Raw genomic sequence first — 25274 nt, 5'->3', positions numbered from 1 at the left:
TCAGCCGACCTGACGGTCCGCCCCGGTCAGCCCCTGCCCCGGTTCGGGGCTGACATCGCGGGCGGTGAGCTCGCTTTCGCAGACGTCGCATTCGAGCCGGACGTGCGCCTCGCCGGTGCATTCGCGATGACCGTAGTGCACCGGCGGCCCGTCCGGCGCCATGTAGGCATCGCCCCAATCCCGGATCGCCATCAGGATCGGATAGATGTCGTGCCCCTTCTGGGTGAGCCGATACTCCTCGTGCGCGCCGACCGCCGCCGGACGCTTCACCAGAATGCCGTGCTCGATCAACCGGTCCAGCCGGTCCTGCAACCTGCTGCGGGAAATGCCGAGCGCGCTCTGGAAGGCGTTGAACCGGCGAATTCCGGAGAACGCGTACTTGAGGATGACCAGCGTCCACCGATCACCGAGAACCACCAGCGGCCGCGTGATGGAACACGGCTCGTCGGCAAGATCCTCGTAACGCACCCTTCGATGCTACCCAGCGCCGCTCTCCCCGCGGCCTGGGTCTCTCACACGTCTTCGCGCCGATGGATGACGTACTCGAAATGCCCGTCCTCCGGATCGGCGCGCAACGGCCACGGCTCCGCCTCGAGCACACGGCGCCACTCCAGCGTCCGGCGCGCGTCCTGTTCGGCGAGCGACCGCGCGTCCGCCACGTCGGAGCAGGCGCCGAGTATCTGCTCCTCGGTGCCGCAGAACTCGCAGCTGTGCACCTTGCCGACCTCGTAGCGTTCCGGCACAGCGAACCTCCTTCGGATGGAAAAAGCGTGGGCCCCGGGAAGATTCCCGGGGCCCACGCGGAGTCCTCACATCACAGCGGGATGTTCTTGTGGTGACTCTTGCGCGCGGGCGCGGCGGCCAGCGCGGCGGCGATGACACTGCGCGTCTTGGCCGGGTCGATGACCTCGTCCACCACACCGATCGCGATGGCGCGCTCGACGCCGCCCGCGATCTTCTCGTGCTCGGCGGTGAGCCGCTCGTGCAGCGCCTCGCGCTCCTCCTCGGGAGCGGCGGCGAGTGCCTTCTTGTGCAGGATGCCGACCGCGGCCTTGGCGCCCATCACGGCCACCTCGGAACCCGGCCAGGCGTACACCGCGGTCGCGCCCAGCGAGCGGGCGTTCATGGCGATGTAGGCGCCGCCGTAGATCTTGCGGGTGACCAGGGTGACCCGCGGCACGCGGGCCTCGGCGAAGGCGTGCAGCAGCTTCGCGCCGCGGCGCACGACGCCCTCCCACTCCTGACCGACACCGGGCAGGTAGCCGGGCACGTCGGTGACGACGATCAGCGGGATGCCGAACGCGTCGCACAGCCGCACGAACCGAGCCGCCTTCTCGGCGCTCTCGGAGTTCAGGCAGCCACCGAGGCGCAGCGGGTTGTTGGCCAGCACGCCGACGGTGCGTCCGCCGAGGCGGCCGAGACCCACCACCATGCTGCGGGCGTATCCGGCCTGCAGCTCCTCGAAGGTGGATTCGCCGTCGACGTTGTCGAGCAGCTCGTGCACGACCGGCTTGACGTCGTAGGCGCGCTTGGCGGATTCCGGCAGCATCGCCTTCAGGTCGACGTCACCGTGCGCGGCGGCGCCGAGGTCGAACTCACCCTGCTCGGCGAACATCGACACCAGTCGGCGGGCGCGGTGCATGGCGTCGGCCTCGTCATCGGCGACGATGTGGCACACGCCGGACTTCTTGCCGTGGGTCTCCGGGCCGCCGAGGGTCGCCATGTCGACCTGCTCGCCGGTCACACTGCGCACCACGTCGGGGCCGGTGACGAAGACCCGGCCCTCGGGGGCCATGATCACGATGTCGGTAAGGGCGGGGCCGTAGGCGGCGCCACCTGCGGCGAAGCCGAGCACCACGGAAATCTGGGGGACGAGACCGGACGCGCGGACCATGGCCTCGAAGACCAGGCCGACCGCGTGCAGCGCCTCGACGCCCTCGGCGAGCCGGGCGCCGCCGGAGTGCCAGAGGCCGACGACCGGAACACCGGAATCGATGGCGGTGTCGATCGCGTCGACGATGTGCTTGCACCCCTCGACGCCCATCGCGCCGCCCATGACGGTCGCGTCGGAGCAGTAAGCCACGGTGCGAACCCCGTCCACCTCGCCGATGGCGGCGAGGACACCGGACTTGTCGCGCGGGTGTAGTGGGAGAACGGTGCCGGGATCGAAGAAACGCTGGAGCCGGCCCAGCGGGTCACGCGGATCGGTCGCGGTTTCTGGTTGAAACGCGGGAGCCACGATTGTCATCGCGTCTTCTCCTCAATCAAAAGAGTGCCGCTACTGCGGCTGCGTATGGCGAACCGCCGGTGAGGTCGGCCAGTCCTGCTGGCCGACCCCACCGGGGATCGTTGTTGCAGTCAGTCGTGCGGCTATGCGCGACCGAAGGCGAGCGCGACATTGTGCCCACCGAAACCAAAGGAGTTGTTGATCGCGTACTCGATCTCCTGGCGGCGGGCTTCGCCCTTCACCACGTCGAGGTCGACCTCGGGATCCTGGTTCTCCAGGTTCAGCGTCGGCGGGACGATGCCGTCCCGGATGCTGAGCACGGTCAGCACGGACTCGAGCGCGCCGACGGCGCCGATCGAGTGGCCCAGTGCCGACTTGGGCGCGTACACCGACGGGTGGTTGCCGACGGCCTTGTTGATCGCGTTCGCTTCCGCGGTGTCGCCGATCGGCGTCGCGGTGGCGTGCGCGTTGATGTGGGTGATGTCCTGCTTGGACAGGCCGGCGGTCTGCATCGCGCGGGTCATCGCGCGGGCGGCGCCGGTGCCCTCGGGATCGGGGGCGACCAGGTGGAAGCCGTCCGAGGTGATGCCTGCGCCGAGCAGACGGGCGTGGATCGTGGCACCGCGCGCCTTGGCGTGCTCCTCGGTCTCGAGGGTCATCAGCGCACCGGCCTCGCCGAAGACGAAGCCGTCACGGTCCTTGTCGAACGGACGCGACGCACCCTTGGGGTCGTCGTTGCGCGTGCTCATCGCGCGCATCATGGAGAACGCCGCGATCGGCACCGAGTCGATGAAACCCTCGACGCCGCCGGTGACGACCATGTCGGCGTCACCCATCACGATCATCCGCCACGCGTTGGCGATGGCTTCCGATCCGGACGAGCACGCCGAGACCGGAGTGACCACTCCTGCCCGGGCCTTCAGCTCGAGTCCGACACAGGCCGACGGGCCGTTCGGCATGACCATCTGAACAGCGAGCGGCGAAATCTTGCGATAGCCGCCGTTCTTCAGCTTGTCGACCGAGTCGATGAGCGCGTCGCCGCCACCGAGACCGGTGCCGATCGCCACACCCAGACGGTCGAGGTCGACCTCCGGGCTGCCCGCGTTCTTCCACACCTCGCGACCGAGGACAGTCGCGAGTCGCTCGACATAGGCCATGCGACGGATCTCGACCCTGCTCAGCAGAGTGTCGGGGTTGACCTTCAGGTGGCCGCCGATGCGGACCGGCAGGTCGTATTCCTCGACGAAGGAATCCTCGAGAACGTCGATGCCGCTCTCGCCGTTGAGGAGTCCCTTCCACGTCGCATCGACGTCGCCCGCGATCGACGTGGTCGCCGCCAGGCTCGTTACGACGACGTTGGGGAAATTCCCGTTCAAGGTGGAAGGAGTGGTCACTTTTTCGGCCCTACTCGGCGTCGAACTTGGCCTTGAGCTCCGCGGCCGCGTCAGCGTTCTCGGCCTCGAGCTTCTGGATGTAGGCGACAGCGTCGCCGACCGTCTTCAAGCTGGCCAGATCCTCGTCCGGGATCTTCACACCGTACTTGTCCTCGGTCTGCACAGCGATTTCGACCATGGACAGCGAGTCGATGTCCAGGTCATCGACGAAAGACTTCTCGATCGTCACTTCGGAGGGCTCGATACCCGTAACCTCTTCGATGATCTTGCCGAGTTCCTCGACGATTTGTTCCTGGGTCAGAGCGGCCACTTGGTGGCTCCCTTCTTGATTACTTTGTAGGGCTTCTTCTTTTTGTTTTTCGGGCCGAGCACTCCGGTAGTTACCGTTGGTTCGGTCACGACCTTGCATTATTTCGATGCACGGTCGCGGAGAAAGCTAGCCGGAGGTCGTCAGTTCGGCCAACGCGGGGAGGTCTTCGGGGGTTTTCAGCGCCAGTGTCGGCGTGCCCTTCAGCTCCCGCTTCGCGATGCCGACCAGTGTTCCGGCCGGTGGCAGCTCCGCCACCGCCGAGACGCCGGCCTGCCGGACGGTCTCGGTGCACAGATCCCAGCGCACGGGTCGGGTGACCTGCGCGGCGAGCTTGTCGATCGCGTCCTGACCCGAGGCCACCGGCTGCCCGTCGAAGTTCGACAGCAGCACCCGGGTCGGATCGTTGGGCGTGATCTTGGCGATGGCCTCCGCCACCGCGTCTTGGGCCGGAGCCATGAACGCGGTGTGGAAGGCGCCCGCCACGGGCAGCGCCCGAACCCGCGCCTTTTCCGGCGGATTCGCGGCGAGCTCCGCGAGGGCGTCCAGCTTGCCCGCGGCCACGATCTGGCCCACCGCGTTGCGGTTGGCCGGAACGAGGTCCAGTTCCGCGAGTCGCGCCAGGACGGCGGCTTCGTCGCCGCCGAGTACCGCGGACATTCCGGTCGGCTCCAGCGCGCACGCCTTGGCCATCTCCGCGCCGCGGATAGCGGCGAGACCGACCGCCTCGTCGGGGCTGATCACGCCCGCGACCGCGGCGGCGGCGAACTCGCCGACCGAATGTCCGGCGATGATCGTAGCGGCCGGAAGCGAATCCTGGTCGATTTCGGAGTAGGCCAGCAGCGCGGCGGCGACCACCAGCGGCTGGGTCACCGCGGTGTCGACGATCTCTTCGGCCGTCGCGATGGTGCCGAGACGAACCAAGTCGAGACCGGAAGCCTTGGACCACTGGGCGAGGCGATCATTCGCGCCGGGAAGGTCGAGCCAAGGCGCGAGCATGCCAGGTGTCTGGGACCCCTGTCCAGGGGCGAACAACGCGATCACGCTTCTAAGAAAACACTGTGAGCCCCGCCGCACGAGATGTCGGCGCGAATGAAGCTTCCGGACGGGTTTTGTGGAGGTCCCACAAAATCCCACGTGGGTTGCCCCGATCGACCGACCCGCCTTCCGCGTTACAGCCCTTCTTGACCGATCGGGATCGGAGTTACCTCTGGGGCTGGTGTTGACGTTTCGTTACGTGTTCGTGTCAAACGACCCACCGTTGCCGCGATACGGAGTACGTACGCGTCCCTCGGATTCATCGGATCACGGCCGGTGATCTCCGCGATCCGTTTGAGTCGGTAGCGAACAGTATTTGGATGGACGTACAGCTGACGGGCGCACGTCTCGACCGCGCCCCCGCAATCCAGATAGGCATCGAGGGTGTCGGCGAGCGCCGATCCAGCGGCGGCCAACGGGAGGACAAGATACTCGTTCAGCGCGTTGATCGCACCTCGATCACCCAACAAAGCGCGTTCGGGTAACAACTCGGCCGCGTGCACCGGACGCGGCGCCCCCCGCCAGCCCACCACGGCCTCCATGCCCGCCAGCGCTTCCACCGCGCTCGCGTGCGCCGCGCCGAGGGTGCGGGTGGTCGGGCCGATGACCACAGGACCGTCGGAGAACACCTCGGCGAGCAGGTCGGCCAGGAACGGCGAGACGTACCCGGCGTCGCCGAGATGCCCGCTCACCACCATGACCAACCGGGTGCCCTGCACGACGGCCAGCGCCGCCCGCCCGTGCCGCGCCGCGATGGCGTGCACCGAACCAACGGACGAGACGCCCTGCTCCCCCGGCGGCGTGCCGACGAGGACGGTGGCGGGCGCGGTGGCGTCCCAGTTCAGCGTCGCGGCCCTGGACAGCATGTCCGGGCCGGTGTCGCCGCGCACCACCGCGTCCACCACGAGCGCCTCGAGGCGGGTGTCCCACGCGCCGCGCGATTCCGCGGCGCTGGCGTACACCGAGGCGGCCGCGAAACCGAGCTCGCGCCCGTATCGCAGCACCGCCTCGGTGAGCGCGACCAGCTGCCGGTCGTTGCGCGCCAGCGCAGGCAGCCACTGTTCGAAGAACTCCATGGCCACGCGGACCATGTCGACGGTCTGGCGCAGCGTCAGCCGCCGCGCCAGATCCTGCGGAATCACCTGGAAGGCGTCCAGGCTGAATCGGATGTCGCTGTCGGGATCCTGCAGCCACTCCAGGAAGTTCACCACCGCGGTCTGCACCAGCATCTGGACGCCCGCGCGCTGCGCGGCGTCCAGATCGGCGAAGAACGGCAACCGATCCTGCATCGATCCCACTGCCTCGGTGGACAGTCGGCCCGAGAACTGCTTCACCCGTTTGAGCAGTGTGTCCGGGAGCGGGTCGCGATTCTGCCGGTTCGGTGAGAGCGCGCCGGTCGGCAGATACACCTCGTGCTCGGAGGAGCCTTCGGTGATCCGACGGGGCCGCGGCGGTTTACGTTCCACGATCCAATGTTCCGCTATGCGAGATCTTCGTCCGAACCCACCGCCGCCTTCGGCGCGGCGTCCACATCATCGATCCGATACTTCGCGGCGGCCTCGACGGCCTTGGCCGGGTCGATCTTGCCGGTCCGTCCCAGCCCGGCCAGGGCCGCGACGGCGATCGACTGCGCGTCGACGTTGAAGACGCGTCGCGCGGCGGGCCGGGTGTCGGAGAAGCCGAACCCGTCCGTGCCGAGCGTGGTGAAGTCGCCGGGCACCCACTTGCGCACCTGATCGGGGACGGCGCGCATCCAGTCGGTCGCGGCGACGTACGGGCCTTCGACCCGCGACAGCGCCTCGGTGACGTACGGGACGCCCGGATCCTCGCCCGGCTTGCGCAGCGCCGCGATCTCCTTGGCCAGCGCCTCCTTGCGGAGCTCGCCCCACGAGGTCACCGACCAGACATCCGCCTGCACACCCCACTCCTCGGCGAGCAGCGCCTGCGCGCGCAAGCCGTCGGGCACCGTGACGCCGGAGACCAGGATCTGGGCGCGCACGTCGCCCTCGCCCCCGCGCCGGTACAGATAGAGACCCTCGAGCAGACCAGCCACGTCCAGGTCGTCCGGCTCGGCCGGCTGCTGGTAGGGCTCGTTGTAGAGGGTGATGTAGTAGAAGATGTCCTCGCCGCCGAAGGTGTCGGTGTCGGGCCGCTCCATGGGCTCGGTGCCCGGCAGCGCGGCCTGATGCGGCGGCGTGACGCCGCCGCCGTACATCCGGCGCAGGCCGTCGCGCACGATGTGCGCGATCTCGAAGGCGAAGGCCGGATCGTAGGTCACCACCGCGGGATTGGTGGAGGCGAGCAGCAGCGAGTGTCCGTCGTTGTGCTGCAGACCCTCGCCCGTCAGCGTGGTTCGCCCGGCGGTCGCTCCGAGCACGAATCCGCGCGCGAGCTGATCCGCGGCCGCCCACAGTCCGTCGCCGGTGCGCTGGAAGCCGAACATCGAGTAGAAGATGTACAGCGGGATCATCGGCTCGCCGTGCGTCGCGTAGGAGGTGCCCGCCGCGGTGAACGACGCCGTCGAACCGGCCTCGTTGATGCCCTCGTGCAGGATCTGCCCGATCGCGCTCTCTTTGTAGGCAAGCATCAATTCCGCGTCGACCGATGTGTACAACTGGCCGTTGCGGTTGTAGATCTTCAACGAAGGGAACCACGAGTCCATACCGAAGGTGCGGGCCTCGTCGGGGATGATCGGCACGATCCGCTTGCCGATCTCCTTGTCCCGCAACAGCTCCTTCATCAACCGCACGAGCGCCATCGTGGTGGCCACGTTCTGCTTGCCCGAGCCCTTGCGCACCGAGCGGTACGCCTCGTCGCCCGGCAGTTGCAGCGGCTTTGCCAAGCTGCGCCGCTCGGGCAGGAAGCCGCCGAGCGCCTGGCGCCGGTCCAGCATGTACTGGATCTCGCGGGCCTCCATACCGGGGTGGTAGTACGGCGGCAGGTACGGATCCTTCTCCAGCTCGGCGTCGGTGATCGGGATCCGCTGCAGGTCGCGGAAGTCCTTGAGGTCCTGCAACGTCAGCTTCTTCATCTGGTGCGTGGCGTTGCGGCCCTCGAAGTGCTTGCCGAGGGTGTAGCCCTTGATGGTCTTGGCCAGGATCACCGTCGGCTGACCCTTGTGCGCCATCGCGGCGGCGTAGGCGGCGTACACCTTGCGGTAGTCGTGCCCGCCGCGCTTGAGATTCCAGATGTCCTGATCGGACATGTTCTGCACCAGCGCCTTGGTGCGCGGGTCGCGGCCGAAGAAGTGGTCGCGGACGTAGGCGCCGTCGTTGGCCTTGTAGGTCTGGAAATCACCGTCGGGGGTGGTGTTCATCAGGTTCACCAGCGCGCCGTCGCGATCGGCGCCGAGCAGCGCGTCCCACTCGCGGCCCCAGATCACCTTGATGACGTTCCAGCCCGCGCCGCGGAAGAACGACTCCAGCTCCTGGATGATCTTGCCGTTGCCGCGCACCGGACCGTCCAGGCGCTGCAGGTTGCAGTTCACCACGAAGGTCAGGTTGTCCAGGCCCTCCATGGCGGCCACGTGCGCGAGACCGCGCGACTCCGGCTCGTCCATCTCGCCGTCGCCGAGGAACGCCCAGACGTGCTGGTCGGAGGTGTCCTTGATGCCGCGGTCGTTCAGGTAGTGGTTGAACCGCGCCTGGTAGATGGCGTTCATCGGGCCGAGGCCCATGGACACCGTCGGGAACTCCCAGAAGTTGTTCAGCAACCGCGGGTGCGGGTAGGACGGCAGCCCGTGGCCGAGGCCGCCGTGGCTGTACTCCTGCCGGAACCCGTCGAGCTTGTCGGCGCTGAGCCTGCCTTCGAGGAAGGCGCGCGCGTAGATGCCGGGCGAGGCGTGGCCCTGGATGAAGATCTGGTCGCCGCCGCCGGTGTGGTTCTTGCCGCGGAAGAAGTGGTTGAAGCCCACCTCGTAGAGCGCCGCGGAGGAGGCATAGGTCGAGATGTGGCCGCCGACGCCGATGCCGGGCCGCTGCGCGCGGTGCACCATGATGGCCGCGTTCCATCGGATCCAGGCCCGGTAGCGCCGCTCCACCTCTTCGTCGCCGGGGAACCACGGCTCGTTCTCGGTGGGGATCGTGTTGACGTAGTCGGTGGAGGTCAGCGACGGGATGGCGACCCGGCGCTCACCGGCCCGCTCCAGCAGGCGCAGCATCAGATAGCGGGCCCGGCCCGGGCCCTCGCGGTCGAGCATCTCGTCGAAGGACTCGAGCCATTCGCTCGTCTCCTCCGGATCGATGTCAGGCAGGTAGGACGCCACCCCTTCGCGGATCACCCGCACACGTCCACCCGACTGCGGCTGCGAACCGTTCGATTCGCGTCCGGCGGCGGGAGCGGGGGCGGCGGTGCTTTCAGCGGATTTCGCTGAAGTGGAAGAGTCGATCAGGTCGGTCAAAGGTGCTCCTCGTACAGGGGGTGGACATGCTGTGGCGTCTGTTTCCCCGGGCGGGCGCGCTGGTGGGCGGACCACCCGTTACGTAAGGTTCGGGCGCACCCTCCATCCTTGCCGAGGATGCGTCCCAGGTCATCATGTCAGCAGGAAATCCAGTACCGTTTGCAGGAAACTGGTTACTCCCCAGTTGCCCCGGCACGCGCCGGGAACCGGGCGTCGCTCAGCCGCCTGAACACGTGTTTTTCGATGACCGCCGATGGACGAACAAGAGCGGGGAGGACGATGAAACTGCTGAACCCACGCGGGTTCGGACTGGTGTGCGCGACCGCCGCCGTCGCGACCGGATTGACGGTCGCAGGCTGCGCCGAGCAGGTGGCGGGTAGCGCTTATCCGAACACGTCGGAGCTGGCCGCTTACAAGACCGAGGCGGCGGCATCGTCGGCCGCGGCCACCTCGTCCCGGCAGGCGGCGGCGCAAGCCCAGGCGATCACCGACAACTGCGCGCAATTCCCCGCCGTCACCGGTGCGGGCGTGTCGAGCTACAACGACTTCGTCGACGCACACGATTCCAACGCGCCCGACTACGCCGCGAAGCGCGACGCGGCCGCGCAAACCCTCGAGGACGCGGCGACGAAAGTCGAAACCGGCGTGAACACCGCCGCGGAGCCGCTGCCCCCGGACCTGGCCGCGAAATTCAACGAATACGTCGCCGCCGCACGCGCGTTGGCCGCGGAGACCCGCACCATGACCTACACCGCGCCCGTCGGCGCGCTCAACGAGGCGAGCAAGCGGGTGAACGACGCGCGCAACGCGGTCCGCGACGCGTGCCCGAAACGCTGACGACACGGCGTCCGACGCGACATTCGATGATCATTTCGGCCGATCGGCTTGCGCTCGAGCCGATAACCATGTTCGCTTGCAACTATCTACTGTCGGGAGTTGAGGAGGACACCACCGTGGTCGCCGCGGCGGACGCGCAGAACTACGCTCAGAAGCTTGGCATTACACACGGCTTGGTTGTCCAGGAGCTGGGCTGGGACGAAGATACCGACGACGACCTGAGGGCCGATGTCGAGGACGCCAGCGGTGGTGAGATGGTCGACGAGGACTCCGACGAGGTCGTCGACGCCGTGCTGCTGTGGTGGCGAGACGGCGACGGCGACCTGGCCGACGAGTTGATGGAGGTCATCAGCCCCCTGGCCGACGACGGTTTCATCTGGGTCCTCACTCCCAAGACCGGCCTGCCTGGCCATGTCGATCCGAGCGAGATCGCGGAGGCAGCGCCGACCGCAGGTCTGACCCAGACCTCGGCGATCAGCCTCGGCGCCTGGATCGGCAGCAGACTGGTACAGCCGAAGGCTCCGTCGAAGCAGCGCTGAGCCTTTCGCTATGGTTTCGCCGGGCGGTGTTACCGCCGCCCGGTGGAGACCCGAACCGATGGAGGATTCGCGTATGCCGCTCGAGGTGGGCACCTTCGCGCCGGATTTCACGCTGCGGGACCAGAACAACCAGGACGTCACGCTGTCGGATTACCGGGGCAAGAAGAACGTGCTGATCGTGTTCTATCCGCTGGCGTTCACCGGCATCTGCCAGGGCGAGCTGTGCAAGGTGCGCGACGAGCTGCCCAAGTTCCAGAACGACAACGCCGACATCCTCGCCATCTCCGTCGGCCCGCCGCCCACACACAAGATCTGGGCCGCCGAGCAGGGCTACACCTTCCCCCTGCTCTCCGATTTCTGGCCGCACGGCGCCATCGCCCAGGCCTACGGCGTCTTCAATGAGAAGTCCGGCTATCCCAACCGCGGCACCTTCGTCGTCGACCGCGACGGATACATCCGCTTCTCCGAGATGAACGGCCCCGGAGAGCCCCGTGACCAGGCGGCTTGGGAGAAAGCGCTCGCCGCGCTAGATTCATAGACCGTTGCCGCCGATCCCTCGGCGGCGGACGGGCGTATAGCTCAGCGGTAGAGCACTGGTTTTACACACCAGCGGTCGGGGGTTCGATCCCCTCTGCGCCCACAGCACTCGCAGGCGGCTCATGCTCATGGAGAGCATGAGCCGCTCTCGTTTCGTCGTGTTTTGTGGGGGCGAAGCCCTCACGCCCCACCCGGCGGGCTTCGCCCCCGGACCCCCGGCCTCAGGGTCGCCGATCCCAACGGCGCGCTCCCCTCCAGGCCCGTCCCACCTGGTGTGCCGCGCTTCGTCCCCGGGCCCACCCCAGGACTCGCCGATCCCAATGCCACACCAGGACTCGGCCCGGAGCCCGCCTACCTGGTGCCACCCTCTTCTCCGGACCCCGACCTGTGGCTCGACAATCCCATGCTGTGCCCGCTTGGTGCCGCGCTTAGTTCCCAGGCTCGACACCGGCGACGAAGCCCTCACCGAGCTCGGCGTCCTGGTCGGCTTCGACGACGACCTGGCTGGCCAAGCCACTCGCACCAGCAACCGCATCCGTGGCCTGCTGACCAGCATCCACCCAGCTCTCGAACGCGTCTTGGGGCCCCTGATCTCACATCCTGCGGTTCTGGAGATCTTGTCCCGGTGCGGCGGTCCAGCAGGGATCCGAGCCGCGGGCAAACGCAAACTCACCACGATCGCCACCGAGCACGCGCCCCGGATGGACACACGCCTGGTCGATGAGGTCCTGGCCGCCCTGCCCGCACAGACCGTCACCGTTCCCGGCGCGAAAGCCGCCGAGGTCGTGCTACCGAAACTCGCCGACGCGCTCCGCTTCGGCAGGCCACCTCGCCTCCTACGCCGGGATCGCCCCGGTCACCCACCGATCCGGCAGCTCCATCCGCGGGAATCACCAGCTCGATCAGGCAACCACAAACTCGAACGCGCCCTGTTCCTGTCCGCCTTCGCCGCCCTGCACGACCCGGCAAGCCGCACCTACCACGACCGGAAGCACGCCGAGGGCAAGAACCACAACACCGCCCTCGTCTGCCTGGCCCGGCGCCGCTGCGACGTCCTCTACGCCATGCTCAAAACCAAACAGCCCTACCGAAATCCGCTGGTCCCAGCATCGACGTGATGCCACGATGACGTGACTTCATTCGTCATGACGACCTGCGCTGAGAGGACACCGCATGATCGCGGATCTCCGCATCCGTTTCGCTGTCGACGATGAGGAGCTCTCACGGCTCCACACCGACGCCTTCGGCGGTGACCACGTGCCGAGCCCTTGGACGGCGCGCCTGGAACGGCACAGCAGATCGTGGGTCGGTGCGTTCGTCGGCAATCGGCTTGTCGGGTTCGTGCACGCGGTCTGGGGCGGAGGTCGGCATGCGTTCCTCCTCGACACCGTGGTCGCCCCCGACTTCCAGCATCAGCGCATCGGAACCAGCCTGGTCGCGGCTCTTATCGGCGACCTACGCGAACTCGGTATCGAGTGGCTCCACGTCGACTACGAACCACACCTCAACAGCTTCTATCGCGACACCTGCGGGTTCCGAACCACCGACGCCGGCCTACTACGGCTGAACTGACACCGAACGCCACAGCGGCGCAACCGACCACGACCGATCCAGCTTGACCAAAACCATAGGGACACCCCTGGTCCCGCCTTCTCCGGACCCGACCGGAGGCCCGCCGATCCCGATGCCGCGTTCTTCCACCTCGAGCCCGCCTACCTGGTGCCACCCTTCGCCTCCGGAACCCCGGCCCCGAGCCGGTCGATCCCGGATGCCGCGCTTCCCTGACCTGCGCCTCAGGCTCGGTGCCGAACAGCTCCGTAAGACATGTCCCGCTGCGCCTTTGGCTGCGGACTTCTTCGCATCGATCTCGGCGCTACTCATGGACCATTCCACCCGGCGCCGATACACGGTCGGAGGCATACCAGAAGTGCCGCTCACCCTCACCACCGCCACGGCCCTCGGGCTGCTCCTCGGGTTCCCGCCCAGCTCGTCCTGTCGATCGGCGGTCAGCCGCGCACGTGCAGCCCGAACCCCGTGCAGCCCGCGGGCTCCAGTCCCTCCTTCAGGTGCAGCGAGGGGATCTCGACTGGGAGAAATGCACCCTCGACGTGGTCGGGCACCTGCGCCTGTCCGCGGGCAAATACCCCGACGACCCCCGCTTGGCCTCGCTCATCGGCGAGCTGGCGATGGGCAGCGAGCGCTTCCGCCGCCTCTGGGCTCGTGCCGACGTGTGCGCCCGCACGCACGGACGCAAGGCGTACCGGCACCCGCTGGTCGGACTGCTGGAACTGCACCAGGAGAACTTCGCGCTACCGGACGAATCAGGCATGGAGCTGCTGGTGCTGTCCGCGGCCCCCGGCAGCCCCACCGAGGACGGGCTGCGCCTGCTCGCGGGCCTGGGCGCGGACAGCGGGGACGCGCATCCCACAATGAACGCTCGAGTCCGCGAATAACTCGACGAAGCCCACCGCGCTCGGACAACGGTCTTGCCCGAAACCTGCTACTGACCCACGACATCCGGTCACCAGGCGAAGCCCCACACTCCGCCCGGCGGGTTTCAGCACTGGTGTACCCCAAACCTTCGACGGCATCCTCGCCCCCATGCCCGCGGCTACTCGATTCGCGCTCAGGCTGTAGATGTTTCCGTAGGGCCGAGGAGGTCCCAGCGGTTGCCGGAGATGTCGAGAAAGACCGCGACTCGACCGTACGGCTCCGTGCGCGGGCCGATCACGAATTCCACACCAGCAGAGGTCATTCGGTGGTATGCGGCATCGAAATCCTCGACCCGCAGGAAGAACCCGACCCGACCTGCGACCTGGTCTCCGACCGCAGCACGCTGCCTGTCACCATCGGCGCGTGCCAGCAGGATTCCGGTGGAGGCGGCGGGCGGGCGAACGACGACCCATCGCTTGGGACGCCCGTCGTCGGTCAAGGATGGGGAGTCCTCGATCAGATCGAAACCCAGAGTCTCCACGAAGAATTCGATGGCTGGGTCGTACTCCGCAACGATGATCGTGATCAGTTCCAGGTGCACTGGCCGAGCGTAGGGCTCGGCCTCGCACACCGCAGGTCTTTCGCGGCGTGATGCCGCAGGCTTCGACATAGCGCAGCCGGACGCGATCGACCTCGACATGGTTGTGGCGCAAGTCCGTCGGCGTTCTCCTCGTCACGGATTCGGCGGAGACCCCCCGGCCTCAATCGCGACATCTACGCCAACGACGCCGTCGGTTAGCCCCGGCATCGAGCACCCGCCCCGAATCCGTGTACGCCGACTCCCTCGCCGGTCCTGGACGGCGGGTCCGGTCGGCGGCGGACATCGAGGGCGAAGGACTCCGACGCGGTGCGACCGATGTGCTCGGCACCCCGCTCCACGAAGCCGCGCGCAGAGTCGCCACCGCACTCAGCACCGAGGACGCCAGCGCAACGATTGTTCCGCCTCGGGCGGAGAAAGTGGCCTCAGCCTTGCCCACCGTCCGACGATCGGATGGTCGGTCCATACCGTGCCGGACTGTACTGGACGATCCCGGGAGTTCGCCCTGGTGACGTACCGCCGTCGCGAACCCAACCGGCGCGGCGGGGTCCGATCCGCTGTGTGAAGTCGTTGCCCTAGCACGATGTGGCATCAATCACAAGGTCAGTTTGGACCCCTTGAACTTGAAATTTAGGTAACCCGAAATTTATCATTCGCCTCGTGAAGGTTTGGCTCCACCCGTTGTTCCGCACTCCCGCTCGCGTGTTCGCCGCGTTGCTCGGCACCGTCGCACTGACCGCCGCGCTCGCCGCCTGTGGTGAATCCGCGAACCAGAACGAGAAGCCGGTCGTGCTGACCACGTTCACCGTGCTCGCCGATATCGCTCGGCAGGTCGCGGGTGAGCATCTCACCGTCGAATCGATTACGAAGGTGGGCGCGGAGATCCACGGCTACGAGCCGACTCCGGGCGATGTGCGCAGGGCCTCGACCGCCGATCTCATCCTCGACAACGGCATGAACCTCGAGGCGTGGTTCGCGCAGTTCGTCGAGGATGTCGACGTGAAGCATGTGGTCGTCAGCGAGGGTGTGGCGCCGATGTCGATCACCGAGGACGCGTACCAGGGGAAGCCGAACCCGCACGCGTGGATGTCGCCGTTGAACGTGAAGACCTACGTGGACAACATGATTCGCGCCTTCAGCGAACTCGATCCTGAGCATTCCGCCGACTTTCACGCCGCAGGAGCGGCCTACCAGGCCGAACTCCAGAAGATCCACGACGAACTGGTAACCACCCTGGCCACGCTGCCGCCCAACGAGCGCGCGCTGGTGACCTGCGAGGGCGCGTTCTCCTACCTGGCTCGCGACGCAGGGCTCACCGAGAAGTACATCTGGGCTGTCAATGCCGAACAGCAGGCCACTCCGCAGCAGATCACCTCGGCCATCGATTTCGTCCGCGCGAACCGGGTGCCCGCCGTGTTCTGCGAGTCGACGGTGTCGGATGCGCCCATGCAGCGCGTGGTCGAGGCGACCGGTGCCCGATTCGGCGGTGTGCTCTACGTGGACTCGCTGTCGGAGGCGGACGGCCCGGTGCCCACCTACCTGGATCTCGTCCGGCACGACGCCAAGACCATCAGTGCGGCGCTGACGGGAGCCCGGCCATGACACCCAGCATCGAAATCCGTGATGTCACAGTCCACTACGGCGAGGTGCTTGCGCTCGACGGCGTCGATCTGACCTTGCAATCGGGACGCGTGTGCGGCCTGGTCGGCATGAACGGTTCCGGCAAGTCGACGCTGTTCAAGACGATCATGGGTCTGGTGCGACCCGATCGGGGCACGGTCCATATCGGCGGGACCGATCCCGCCGGCGCACGGCGCGCCGGAACGCTCGGCTATGTGCCGCAGAGCGAGGCCGTCGACTGGAGCTTCCCGCTCTCGGTGCGCGATGTGGTGATGACCGGGCGCTACGGCCACATGGGTTTCACCCGCCGCCCCCGTCGCGCGGACCGAGAGGCCGTGGCACACGCCCTGGAGCGAGTGGAACTGACCGACCTGGCCGATCGGCAGATCGGCCAACTGTCCGGCGGACAGCGCAAACGCGCCTTCGTGGCGCGCGGAATCGCCCAGGGTGCAACGATTCTGCTGCTCGATGAGCCGTTCGCCGGCGTGGACAAGCGCTCCGAAGCCACCATCACCACACTGCTGCGTGAACTCGCCGCCGACGGCGCCACCATCCTGGTCTCCACCCACGACCTGCACGCGCTACCCGACCTCGCCGACGAATCGGTGCTGCTCATGCGAAAGGTGCTCGCGCACGGCGACACCCACGAGATCCTGCGCCCGGAGAAGCTGGCCCTGGCCTTCGGACTCGATGTGCTGGAACGCGATTCACTTCCGAAGGCGGGTTGAGATGTCCCTCGTCGAGTTCTTCGTCGATCCGCTGCGCTACGAGTTCATGGTGCGGGCGCTGGCCACCACCCTGGTCACCGCCGTGGTGTGCGCGACGCTGTCGTGCTGGCTGGTGCTGATCGGCTGGTCCCTGATGGGCGATGCGGTATCGCATGCGGTGCTGCCCGGTGTAGTCCTCGCCTATATCGTCGGTGCGCCGTTCGCGGTGGGCGCGGTCGTGTTCGGCTTCCTCGCCGTCGGGCTCATCGGCGTCGTGCGCAATACCAGCCGGGTCAAGGAAGACGCGGCGATCGGCATCGTCTTCACCACCCTGTTCGCCTTCGGCCTGGTCCTGGTCTCGGTGACGCCGAGCCAAACCGACTTGAACCACATCATCTTCGGCAACCTGCTCGGCGTGAGCAGTGACGAACTCGTCCAGATCGCCATACTCGCCGTCATCGTCCTCGCGGCCCTGGTCCTGAAGCGACGCGACTTCACCCTCTATGCCTTCGACGCCACCCACGCCCACGCCATCGGCCTGCGTCCTCGCCTGCTCGGCACCGCGCTCCTCGCGCTGCTCGCCTTGACCGCGGTCCTCGCGCTCCAAGCGGTCGGGGTCATCCTGGTGGTGGCCATGCTGATCATCCCCGGAGCCACGGCTTACCTGCTCACCGATCGCTTCGGCCGCATGCTGCTGATCGCTCCGTCGGTATCCGCGCTCTGCTCGGTGATCGGCCTGTACATCAGCTACCACCTCGACACCGCGCCGGGCGGCATGGTGGTTGTGGTCCAAGGCGTCGCCTTCACGCTCGTATACCTGTTCGCTCCACGTCAGGGCGTCATCGGCCGCCGCATCACCGCCGCTCGCCGCCGCACCGCGGTCGCGGCCTGAGCCTCGGGGACCCCGCCGACCCGTACTCTTCGACGACTCCGTCGAAGGGAGCGACCGCCGCGGCGGGGAGGTCGAGGATAACCTCCCCACAACACGGCTGATCGCCTGTCCGGTCGGCAGCGGATGCTCGATGTACACGGAGTTCGCGCGCCGGGATCGCACTCGCCCTCCTCGGCGAACATGACGCCAGACGGCGGCCGCGGTGCCTCGTCGACGACGATGTGGCACACGCCGGACTAACTGCCCGCCGAAGACGCAGCCGTCGCGGTCTCTGTCCAATGGACGCGACGCGCGTGCTCACCGCGCGCATCCTGGCGAACGTCGCGATCGGCACCGGGTCCCGGCCCGGACCTACTGAACGCAGCGGCATCGAGGCGCTGGTCGGGGACTCGCCCCGTGCTGCATCCACGAAATCCACGGCTCGCCGCCACTAAACTAAATAGGTGGACGCACCCACGGCGCAGCGGGAGTTCTCCGCATACGGGCTGTCGCACTGGATTGTGCTGGCTCTGTTCGCGGTGGGCGCGGTGCTGGTCGTCGTGATCGGACGAAGGCATCGAAACGACTTCGCCGCACGCCGTTTCAGCCGGACGTTCGGCGCGGTGACGCTGGGGATATACCTGACCATCTACATCACCACCTTGTTCCCTCCGGCCCTCGGACGCTCAGTGCCGCTGCGCCTGACCGATCTCGCGACCATCGTCGCCGGCTACGCGCTGTTGACACACCAGCGCTGGGCATACGCGCTCACCTACTACTGGTGCCTCACTCTGAGCACACAGGCGCTCATTTCACCGGCGCTGGAGAGCCCCGACTTCCCGAACAAGGTGTTCCTGGCCTTCTGGGCGATCCACCTGGCCGTGGTCTGGGCCGCGATCTACTTGACCTGGGGCATCGGTATGCACCCGAACTGGCGCAGCTACTGGTTCGCCGTGGCGGTCACCGTGGTGTGGGTCGCGATCACCTTCGTCTTCAACTCCCTCGCCGACACCAACTACGGTTTCGTCAACCGAAAGCCCTCGACATTGTCGCTGCTCGACGTGCTCGGGCCATGGCCCTGGTACCTGGGGACCGTGGCTGTCGTGTTGCTCGTCGTGTGGGCCTTGATGACCTGGCCGTGGGTCCGCTCCGCGTCGACGCCGAGGCTGCCTGCTGCGAACCAGGCGACGAGCTCGCCGAGGGCCGAACACGGCTGATTTGCAGACAACTGCGCATGAAACGCAGGCCTACCCCCGGAACCGCGTCACCCAACGCGCCCACAACGCCCACCCGAACGAAACCCAAGAAACCGAGCAGATCAGAAGAAACGCTGCGGCACAGGGCTTCTCGCCCCGACCACCCAACCGCGGCGCAGAACCCGACCGGTCCGCAGCGACAGCCGAAGCCCTACCCCACGTCCCGCCGCAACCACGTCACTTCCGCACCAGCACCGCACTCTCCGGAGCGGAACACCTCCAGATCCTCGTCCCACGCCGTCCCCAGCGCGCGGTCGATCTCCGAGGCCAGGTCGTACGCCGAGTACTTCCCCAATTCTCGCGCTGCCTGAAGCATCGCTCGCAGCCGCATCTCACCCAGCGTGACATCACCGCTCGCACTGGTGGACCCGTGCCACAACCCCAGACCGGGCACGAAGCTGTAGCGCTCCCCGTCCACCCCGTCGCTCGGGTCCTCGGTGACCTCGAATCGAAGCACCGGCCAGGAGCGCAACGACTGGGCGATTCGGGCGGCGGTGCCGACGGGCCCGATCCAGTCGCTGGTGGCGCGCAGTTGACCGTCGGCGGGTTGGGTGGTCCACCGCAGTTTCGCGGGGGAACCGAGGGCCGAGGTGAGTGCCCACTCGACGTGCGGGCACAGCGCGGCGGGCGACGAGTGGATCCACACCACACCCGCCGTCGCGTCCGCGAACTGACTCGATGCGCGCACCACTACCTCCAGCTCAGACGAGGGACGTCTTCCCCAACGACCCGTCCAGCTGGCGTTGCCTGAGTGTACTGGAGTGCCCGAAGTTACGTATGTTACTTCGCGCGTGTGTTGCCCGCGAGTCTCGTTTCGGCGATCACGGCGTCACTCAGGACCGGCCACACCTCCCGTGCCCAGTCGCCGAAATTCTCGTCCGCCAACGCGATACACGCCACCCGAATTTCCGGATCGACCCACAGGAAGGTGCCCGACTGGCCGAAATGGCCGTAGGTGCGCGGGGAGTTCGCGCCGCCGGTCCAGTGCGGGGATTTCCCATCGCGGATTTCGAATCCGAGTCCCCAGTCGTTGGGCCGCTTCGAGCCGTAGCCGGGCAGGATGCCGTTCACGCCGGGGAATTGCACGGTGCTCGCCTCGGCGTGGGTCTGCCCGGAGATCAGCCGAGGGTCCAGCAGTTCGGCGGCGAACAGCAGCAGGTCCGCGACGGTGGACCGGCAGGCGTGCCCGGCGGATCCGGACAGCACCGAGGATTTCATGCCGAGCGGCTCGAACACCGCGTCCCGCAGGTATTCGTCGAACGCGATACCGGTTTGCTCGGTGACGAATTCGGCGAGCACCTCGAAACCGGAACTCGAGTAGATGCGGCGGGCGCCGGGTTCGGCGAGCACGTCGGTGGTGTCGAAGGCGAGGCCGGAGGTGTGCGCGAGCAGATGGCGGACGGTCGCTCCTGGCGGACCCACGGGTTGGTCGAGCTCGATCGCGCCCTCTTCCACCGCGACGAGCACACCGTAGGCGACCAGCGGCTTGGTCACCGAGGCGAGCGGGAAGACGCGCTCGGCGTCGCCCTGCGAGACCGCGCCCGCGCCGGTGACCACACCTGCGGCCGCGTGTCGAACCGGCCAGTCCTTGATCTGCTCGAGTGCACGCACGAAACGAGCCTAACGAGACCGCGCCTGCGCCGTAGCACCGCGACCGGAAATCGATCCGGTGCGCGGCATCCCCGGGGAAGATCTCGGTACCGCCGGTACCATCGACTCACCATGAGTGAACGTAGTGAGCGAATCATGTGCCAGCGTGCCGCGCGCATGCCGCAGCCGAGCGTCAGCGAGGCACAGGCATGAGTGCACCCACGATCCACGGCGACGTGGCCCCCGGCTTCGGCCCGGTCGCCGACGCGTTCCGTCGCAATTTTTCCCGGCACGGCGAAATCGGAGCGGCCGTAGCCGTTTTCGCGGGTGACCAGCCCGTGGTCGACCTGTGGGCCGGACACCGCGACCGGCGTCGCACGCAGCCGTGGGAGCGGGACACGATCGTGCCGGTCTTCTCCTCGACGAAGGGCATGGCGGCGTTCGTGGTCGCCGCCGCCGTATCGAGGGGCGTGCTGGACTACGAGAAACCGGTCGCCGACTACTGGCCGGAGTTCGCCGCGCACGGCAAGAGTGCGATCACGGTGCGCCAGCTCATCGATCACCAGGCCGGACTGTCCGGTCTCGACACCATCGTGAAGCTGTCACAGATCGCCGATCTGGACGGCCTCGCCGAAATCCTCGCCGCCCAGAAACCCGCGTGGCAGCCCGGCACCCGGCACGGCTATCACGCGATCACCCTCGGGCTCTACCAGGGCGAGCTGGTACGCCGCGTCGATCCCGAGGGCCGGACGCTCGGGCGCGTCTTCGCCGAGGACATCGCGAAGCCGTTGGGCGCGGACTTCTTCATCGGCCTGCCCGCCGACGAGCCGATCGAGCGCGTCGCCGTGCTCTCGGCCACCAAGGGCCTGGACATCCTGCGCTACGAGCGCGACATGCCGCTGCGCATCGGCGCCGAGATCTTCCTGGAACGCGGGCATTCCTATGCGGCGCTGACCAATCCGCGCTGCGGAGCGCCCGCGCGCGCGACTCGCCGCGAGTTCCTCGGCGTGGAGTTGCCCGGTCACGGCGGCGTGGGCAATGCCCGCTCGCTGGCCAAGGTCTACGGCGCCGCCGCGGCGCGCACCGGCGCGCTGCCCATCGCCGACGACCTGCTCGGCCTGCTCGCCGCGGCCGACACCGCCGACGACGTGCCCGCCGAGGATCTGGTGCTGCACACCAAGAGTCGCTACCACTTGGGCTTCCGCAAGTCCCGCGGTTCGTTCCGGTTCGGCTCCGACAAACGCGCCTACGGCACCACCGGCCTCGGCGGCTCCTTCGGCTTCGCCGATCCGAGCACCGGTCTCGGTTTCGGCTACACCATGAATCGCCTCGGCATGGCCGTCCTCGACGACGTGCGCAGCCGCAACCTGCGCGCAGCCCTGTTGCGCTGCAAAGCCTGAACCGCCGGGCGCGGGTACCCGCCCGTGCCACCCCCGCTGCGTACACTGGCGAGGCATCGCCGGACTCATCCATCGATCACCGATCGGAGGACCTCGTGGCAGGGCATCCCGCGACCATCGACGCGTACATCTCGGGCTTCCCCGAGGACGTGCGCGCGGTACTGACCGAGTTGCGCGAGACGATCCACACCGCCCTGCCCGGCGCCGTCGAGTCGATCAGCTACGACATCCCGACCTTCAAGCTGCACGGCCGCAATATCGTGCACTTCGCGGGATGGAAGGAGCACGTCAGCCTCTACCCGATCCCGGAGGGCGACATGGCTTTCGAGCTCGCGATCGAGCCCTACCGCGCGGGCAAGGGGACGTTGCGGTTCCCGCTCGACGCGCCGATCCCGCACGATCTGGTCACCCAGGTCGCGGTCCGGCTCGCCGAGCGGGTCGGCGGCTGATCTACCAGTCGGCTTCGGTGTAGCGGATGATGCCGCGAATGTTCTTGCCGTCCAACATGTCCTGGTAGCCCTGGTTGATCTCCTCCAGCTTGTAGCTGCGGGTCACCATGTCGTCCAGGTTGAGCTGGCCGGACTTGTACAGCGACAGCAGGCGCGGCGCGTCCTGGCGGGCGTTGCCGCCGCCGAAGATGCAGCCCTTCACCGTCTTCTGCAGCATGGACAGCAGGAAGCTGTTCATCTTGACCTCGCCCGCGTCCATGCGGCCCATGGAGGTGACCACCAGGGTGCCCGCCTTGGCGGTGAGGATCAGGCCCTCTTCGATGTAGTCGCCGTGCATCTCGCCCATGGTGAGGATGACCTTCTCGGCCATCCGTCCCTCGGTGGCGTCCATCAGCGGCATGATGGCCTCGGCCATGCTGGCGTAGGTGTGGGTGGCCCCGAACTTCTGCGCCTGCTCCCGCTTCCACGGGTTGGGGTCGATGGCGACGACCTTGGACGCGCCGGAGAGCACCGCGCCCTGCAACGCGCTCATGCCGACGCCGCCGATGCCCGCGATCACCACGGTCTCGCCGGGCATCACGTTGGCCACGTGCGTCGAGGAGCCGAAACCGGTCGGCACACCGCACCCGACCAGGCAGGCCACCTCGAACGGGATGGTCGGGTCGATCTTCACCACCGAGGTGTGGTGCACCGTCATGTACGGCGCGAAGGTGCCGAGCAGGCACATCGGGATGACGTTCTGGCCGCGCGCCTGGATGCGATAGGTGCCGTCGCTGATCGCCTGGCCGAGCAGCAGACCCGCGCCGAGATCGCACAGCGCCATGTTGCCCGAGACGCAGGCCGGACAGCGGCCGCACGCGGGGATGAACGACAGGATGACGTGGTCACCGACCTGGAGGTCGCCCGGCACGTTCGGCCCGAGCTTGGTGATCACGCCCGCGCCCTCGTGGCCGCCCATCACGGGGAACGCGGGCATCGGTGTCGCACCTGTGACGATGTGGTGATCCGAGTGGCACATACCGGCTGTTTCCATCCGGATCTGCACTTCGCCGGCGACCGGATCGCCGACCTCGATCTCTTCCACCGACCACGGCTCGTCGATCCCCCACAGGATCGCGCCCTTCGTCTTCATTCCTGTCGACCTCTCGCGTGCACAGTGCTTCAATGTGACTGCACCCACAGTACGAGAAAAGTGGAACGCGTTCTAGTACCGGTCCGAAAATTCATCGGTGCGCGATGGCGTGATGCCCGAACGCGTTCCAGATTCGGCCCCGGTTCTCAGCCACGCACGTCGTAGACGTGGTGGACGAGGTCGTGCACGAAGTACTTCGCCAGCGAGTCGACGGTGAAGACCGACCCGTCGCCGCGCCGCACCCGCAACCCGCGATCCGCCGCGGGCACCGCTTCGAATGCCCGCGCCGCCGTCTCGGCCGCCAGCGCCAGCTCTCCCGAGACCGCGCCGGGGTCCTGGGTGTCGTAGCCGTCGGCGATCGCGGTCGCGTCCTGATCCCAGTTCGAGAAGACCGGCAGCCCGTCCGGCGTCTCCTCCGGGGTGCGTCCGCACGCGTCGAAGGCGGGCACCCGCGGATCCACCGCGGCGGTGCGCGCGGCCACCGCGGCGCGATAGGCGAAGATCCGGCACACGTCGCGCACGTGGGCCGCGTACTCCAGCGGCGACCAGGTCGACTCGTCCGGGCGACGCCGCGCATCGGGACGTTCGAGCACCGCGCGCAACCGGTCGGCGCTCGCCCGGGCCAGCCCGGGCACCTGCTCGTACGGGGTGGCGGTGGCGTCGAATCCGCATTCGGGGCAGGCGCGCTCCAGCACCCAGGTCCAGTTCTTCACGTCGGGAACGATCGGCATGCGTCGAAAATAGAGCTGGCCGTATATGAATTTCCATCCATATACGGCCAGACTTCGTCGAGATACGGTCCGTCACTCCATCAGACGATGCGCCCGCTCGAACAGCTCCAGGGTGATGGCGTGCAGGAAGTCGCCGACCTGCTTGGGCGCCTTACCCGCGAAGGCGCGCGCGTGCGTGCCCTCCAGCACGATGCCCAGCTTGAAGCAGGCCAGCACGGTGTACCAGGTGACGTGGCTCAGATCGCGCTCGGAGAACCGGCCGTAGTGCTCGACCATCTCCGCCGGGGTCGGCAGATCGCCGACCGCTCCCAGCTTGCCGATCAGCGCGGCGCCGGTGGTGCCCGGCTCCGGCCGGGTCGCGATCTGCCAGCCCAGGTCGAGCAGCGGATCACCGATGGTGGACATCTCCCAGTCCACCATCGCCGCGACCTCGGGCCCCTCGTAGGAGAACATCATGTTGGCCAGGTGACAGTCGCCGTGCAGAATGCCCGGCGTCCAGTTCACGGGCCGGTTGCGGTCCAGCCACTCCCCGACCTGCTGCACGCCGGGAATCTCCGGACCCGGGTAACCCTCATTGGCCGAATAGGATTCGAGCTCGCCCAGCCAACGCGGCACCTGACGCTCCAGGAACCCCTCGGGCTTGCCGTAATCCTCCAGGCCGAGCGCCCGGTAGTCGAGCGCGCCGAGCCGGGCGATCGCCTCGACCGCGGACAGGCCCATCTGCCGCCGGATCTCGGGATCGTTCGCGTGCAGCTCGGGCAGCTCGTTCTGCGGATTGAAGCCGACGATCGGCTCCATCAGATAGAAGACCGCGCCGATGACCGACTCGTCGGTGCAGGCGGCGACGACCTCGGGCGCGCGGACGCCGGTCCCGCTGAGCGCGCCGAGCAGCCGCGCCTCCCGACGGATGACCTCATTGCTCTTGGCGCGCAGATGCTTCGGCCCGCGCCGCAGTACGTAGTCCCCGCCGCCGCGCTGGAACCGCAGCATGATGTTCTGCGTGCCGCCGCCCAGCGAGGTCACCCCCTCGAACGCGCCGCCGGGCAGGCCCTGCTCTTCCATCCATTTCCCGACGATCGCGAAATCGACGACCTCGCGATCCACTTCGACCGGTTGCGCAACAGACATGCCCCACATTCTGCACCACCCACCCCCAGCAACTGAAGGCATGTGACAACAGTTCGTGCCGCCGGGCCAGGCGTAGGGTTT

At 67.6% G+C, this 25274-nt stretch carries 25 protein-coding genes, 1 tRNA gene and 1 pseudogene; 13 read left to right on the top strand and 14 right to left on the bottom strand.

Going from position 1 to position 25274, the window contains the following annotated elements; genetic code table 11:
• The 8 genes from ACRWNM_RS02840 to aceE all read right to left on the bottom strand — a co-directional run bounded on the left by ACRWNM_RS02840 (position 1) and on the right by aceE (position 9245).
• Positions 1–468 (bottom strand): winged helix-turn-helix transcriptional regulator, encoded by a 468-nt coding sequence (locus tag ACRWNM_RS02840; RefSeq protein ID WP_431963112.1) that lies wholly within the window; start codon positions 466–468, stop codon positions 1–3.
• Positions 469–512: 44 nt separating this feature from the next.
• On the bottom strand, positions 513–743 hold the full coding sequence (locus ACRWNM_RS02835) for a hypothetical protein (protein WP_431963110.1): 231 nt from the start codon (positions 741–743) through the stop codon (positions 513–515).
• Between the two features lie 71 nt (positions 744–814).
• On the bottom strand, positions 815–2248 hold the full coding sequence (locus ACRWNM_RS02830) for an acyl-CoA carboxylase subunit beta (protein WP_431963108.1): 1434 nt from the start codon (positions 2246–2248) through the stop codon (positions 815–817).
• A gap of 122 nt (positions 2249–2370) precedes the next feature.
• The gene (locus ACRWNM_RS02825; protein WP_357454036.1) at positions 2371–3621 is read right to left on the bottom strand and encodes a KasA/KasB family beta-ketoacyl-ACP synthase; all 1251 of its coding nucleotides are present in this window, start codon (positions 3619–3621) and stop codon (positions 2371–2373) included.
• 10 nt (positions 3622–3631) lie between these two features.
• A complete protein-coding gene (acpM, locus tag ACRWNM_RS02820; RefSeq protein WP_014982996.1) occupies positions 3632–3931 on the bottom strand; it encodes a meromycolate extension acyl carrier protein AcpM in 300 nt (99 codons plus the stop codon).
• Between the two features lie 126 nt (positions 3932–4057).
• A complete protein-coding gene (locus ACRWNM_RS02815; protein WP_431963104.1) occupies positions 4058–4972 on the bottom strand; it encodes an ACP S-malonyltransferase in 915 nt (304 codons plus the stop codon).
• Positions 4973–5100: 128 nt separating this feature from the next.
• Positions 5101–6375 (bottom strand): PucR family transcriptional regulator, encoded by a 1275-nt coding sequence (locus ACRWNM_RS02810; RefSeq protein ID WP_431963586.1) that lies wholly within the window; start codon positions 6373–6375, stop codon positions 5101–5103.
• Positions 6376–6446: 71 nt separating this feature from the next.
• The gene (gene aceE, locus ACRWNM_RS02805) at positions 6447–9245 is read right to left on the bottom strand and encodes a pyruvate dehydrogenase (acetyl-transferring), homodimeric type (RefSeq protein WP_431963584.1); all 2799 of its coding nucleotides are present in this window, start codon (positions 9243–9245) and stop codon (positions 6447–6449) included.
• Positions 9246–9644: 399 nt separating this feature from the next.
• Here aceE and ACRWNM_RS02800 point away from each other — a divergent pair, with 399 nt between their 5' ends.
• The 7 genes and pseudogenes from ACRWNM_RS02800 (at position 9645) to ACRWNM_RS02770 (ending at position 13731) form a co-directional block, all read left to right on the top strand.
• Positions 9645–10202, top strand: a complete 558-nt coding sequence (locus ACRWNM_RS02800; protein ID WP_431963102.1) for a hypothetical protein — start codon at positions 9645–9647, stop codon at positions 10200–10202.
• Positions 10203–10318: 116 nt separating this feature from the next.
• Entirely contained in the window at positions 10319–10741 is a 423-nt protein-coding gene (locus ACRWNM_RS02795) for a DUF3052 domain-containing protein (RefSeq protein WP_431963581.1), read from the top strand.
• A gap of 73 nt (positions 10742–10814) precedes the next feature.
• Positions 10815–11279, top strand: coding sequence for a peroxiredoxin (locus ACRWNM_RS02790; RefSeq protein ID WP_431963100.1), 465 nt, complete (start codon positions 10815–10817; stop codon positions 11277–11279).
• Between the two features lie 30 nt (positions 11280–11309).
• A tRNA-Val gene (locus ACRWNM_RS02785) sits at positions 11310–11381 on the top strand.
• Between the two features lie 307 nt (positions 11382–11688).
• Positions 11689–12396: pseudogene (locus tag ACRWNM_RS02780) on the top strand (transposase); the annotation flags it as partial.
• Positions 12397–12451: 55 nt separating this feature from the next.
• On the top strand, positions 12452–12850 hold the full coding sequence (locus ACRWNM_RS02775; protein WP_431963098.1) for a GNAT family N-acetyltransferase: 399 nt from the start codon (positions 12452–12454) through the stop codon (positions 12848–12850).
• Positions 12851–13344: 494 nt separating this feature from the next.
• A complete protein-coding gene (locus ACRWNM_RS02770) occupies positions 13345–13731 on the top strand; it encodes a hypothetical protein (protein ID WP_431963096.1) in 387 nt (128 codons plus the stop codon).
• 173 nt (positions 13732–13904) lie between these two features.
• Here ACRWNM_RS02770 and ACRWNM_RS02765 read toward each other — a convergent pair whose 3' ends face one another.
• Entirely contained in the window at positions 13905–14312 is a 408-nt protein-coding gene (locus ACRWNM_RS02765; protein ID WP_431963094.1) for a VOC family protein, read from the bottom strand.
• 678 nt (positions 14313–14990) lie between these two features.
• Between ACRWNM_RS02765 and ACRWNM_RS02760 the strand changes: the two genes are divergently transcribed.
• The 4 genes from ACRWNM_RS02760 to ACRWNM_RS02745 all read left to right on the top strand — a co-directional run bounded on the left by ACRWNM_RS02760 (position 14991) and on the right by ACRWNM_RS02745 (position 18724).
• Complete coding sequence (locus ACRWNM_RS02760) at positions 14991–15911, top strand: metal ABC transporter substrate-binding protein (RefSeq protein ID WP_431963579.1); 921 nt, start codon at positions 14991–14993, stop codon at positions 15909–15911.
• Positions 15908–16657: a metal ABC transporter ATP-binding protein gene (locus ACRWNM_RS02755; RefSeq protein ID WP_431963092.1), complete on the top strand. Its 750-nt coding sequence runs from the start codon at positions 15908–15910 to the stop codon at positions 16655–16657. Before ACRWNM_RS02760 ends, ACRWNM_RS02755 begins: the two co-directional genes overlap by 4 nt.
• A gap of 1 nt (position 16658) precedes the next feature.
• Positions 16659–17528: a metal ABC transporter permease gene (locus ACRWNM_RS02750; protein ID WP_431963090.1), complete on the top strand. Its 870-nt coding sequence runs from the start codon at positions 16659–16661 to the stop codon at positions 17526–17528.
• 443 nt (positions 17529–17971) lie between these two features.
• Positions 17972–18724 (top strand): TIGR02206 family membrane protein, encoded by a 753-nt coding sequence (locus tag ACRWNM_RS02745; protein ID WP_431963088.1) that lies wholly within the window; start codon positions 17972–17974, stop codon positions 18722–18724.
• A gap of 190 nt (positions 18725–18914) precedes the next feature.
• On the opposite strand, the gene ACRWNM_RS02740 is transcribed toward ACRWNM_RS02745, so the two are convergent.
• Both ACRWNM_RS02740 and ACRWNM_RS02735 read right to left on the bottom strand, forming a co-directional pair.
• Entirely contained in the window at positions 18915–19451 is a 537-nt protein-coding gene (locus ACRWNM_RS02740; protein ID WP_431963086.1) for a DUF3145 domain-containing protein, read from the bottom strand.
• A gap of 92 nt (positions 19452–19543) precedes the next feature.
• Positions 19544–20374, bottom strand: a complete 831-nt coding sequence (locus ACRWNM_RS02735) for a serine hydrolase domain-containing protein (protein WP_431963084.1) — start codon at positions 20372–20374, stop codon at positions 19544–19546.
• Positions 20375–20562: 188 nt separating this feature from the next.
• On the opposite strand from ACRWNM_RS02735, the gene ACRWNM_RS02730 reads away from it, so the two are divergent.
• Both ACRWNM_RS02730 and ACRWNM_RS02725 read left to right on the top strand, forming a co-directional pair.
• A complete protein-coding gene (locus ACRWNM_RS02730) occupies positions 20563–21753 on the top strand; it encodes a serine hydrolase domain-containing protein (RefSeq protein WP_431963082.1) in 1191 nt (396 codons plus the stop codon).
• A 95-nt stretch (positions 21754–21848) separates the two neighbouring features.
• The gene (locus ACRWNM_RS02725; protein WP_431963080.1) at positions 21849–22202 is read left to right on the top strand and encodes an iron chaperone; all 354 of its coding nucleotides are present in this window, start codon (positions 21849–21851) and stop codon (positions 22200–22202) included.
• Between the two features lies 1 nt (position 22203).
• On the opposite strand, the gene ACRWNM_RS02720 is transcribed toward ACRWNM_RS02725, so the two are convergent.
• The 3 genes from ACRWNM_RS02720 to ACRWNM_RS02710 form a co-directional block, all read right to left on the bottom strand.
• The gene (locus ACRWNM_RS02720; protein ID WP_431963078.1) at positions 22204–23334 is read right to left on the bottom strand and encodes an NDMA-dependent alcohol dehydrogenase; all 1131 of its coding nucleotides are present in this window, start codon (positions 23332–23334) and stop codon (positions 22204–22206) included.
• Positions 23335–23480: 146 nt separating this feature from the next.
• Entirely contained in the window at positions 23481–24065 is a 585-nt protein-coding gene (locus ACRWNM_RS02715) for a DinB family protein (RefSeq protein WP_431963076.1), read from the bottom strand.
• Positions 24066–24137: 72 nt separating this feature from the next.
• The gene (locus ACRWNM_RS02710) at positions 24138–25202 is read right to left on the bottom strand and encodes a phosphotransferase family protein (protein WP_431963074.1); all 1065 of its coding nucleotides are present in this window, start codon (positions 25200–25202) and stop codon (positions 24138–24140) included.
• Positions 25203–25274 lie beyond the last annotated feature (72 nt).

The organism is Nocardia sp. bgisy134, from assembly GCF_965341865.1.
GTDB lineage: Bacteria > Actinomycetota > Actinomycetes > Mycobacteriales > Mycobacteriaceae > Nocardia.
This window is presented reverse-complemented; position numbering and strand designations above follow the sequence as displayed.

Excerpts from the sequence above, each read along its gene's own strand:
- ACRWNM_RS02750 (WP_431963090.1), top strand. The coding sequence starts at position 16,659 with ATGTCCCTCGTCGAGTTCTTCGTCGATCCGCTGCGCTACGAGTTCATG.
- ACRWNM_RS02720 (WP_431963078.1), bottom strand. The coding sequence starts at position 23,334 with ATGAAGACGAAGGGCGCGATCCTGTGGGGGATCGACGAGCCGTGGTCG.
- ACRWNM_RS02755 (WP_431963092.1), top strand. The coding sequence starts at position 15,908 with ATGACACCCAGCATCGAAATCCGTGATGTCACAGTCCACTACGGCGAG.
- ACRWNM_RS02800 (WP_431963102.1), top strand. The coding sequence starts at position 9,645 with ATGAAACTGCTGAACCCACGCGGGTTCGGACTGGTGTGCGCGACCGCC.
- ACRWNM_RS02715 (WP_431963076.1), bottom strand. The coding sequence starts at position 24,065 with ATGCCGATCGTTCCCGACGTGAAGAACTGGACCTGGGTGCTGGAGCGC.
- ACRWNM_RS02775 (WP_431963098.1), top strand. The coding sequence starts at position 12,452 with ATGATCGCGGATCTCCGCATCCGTTTCGCTGTCGACGATGAGGAGCTC.
- ACRWNM_RS02830 (WP_431963108.1), bottom strand. The coding sequence starts at position 2,248 with ATGACAATCGTGGCTCCCGCGTTTCAACCAGAAACCGCGACCGATCCG.
- ACRWNM_RS02730 (WP_431963082.1), top strand. The coding sequence starts at position 20,563 with ATGAGTGCACCCACGATCCACGGCGACGTGGCCCCCGGCTTCGGCCCG.
- ACRWNM_RS02710 (WP_431963074.1), bottom strand. The coding sequence starts at position 25,202 with ATGTGGGGCATGTCTGTTGCGCAACCGGTCGAAGTGGATCGCGAGGTC.
- ACRWNM_RS02790 (WP_431963100.1), top strand. The coding sequence starts at position 10,815 with ATGCCGCTCGAGGTGGGCACCTTCGCGCCGGATTTCACGCTGCGGGAC.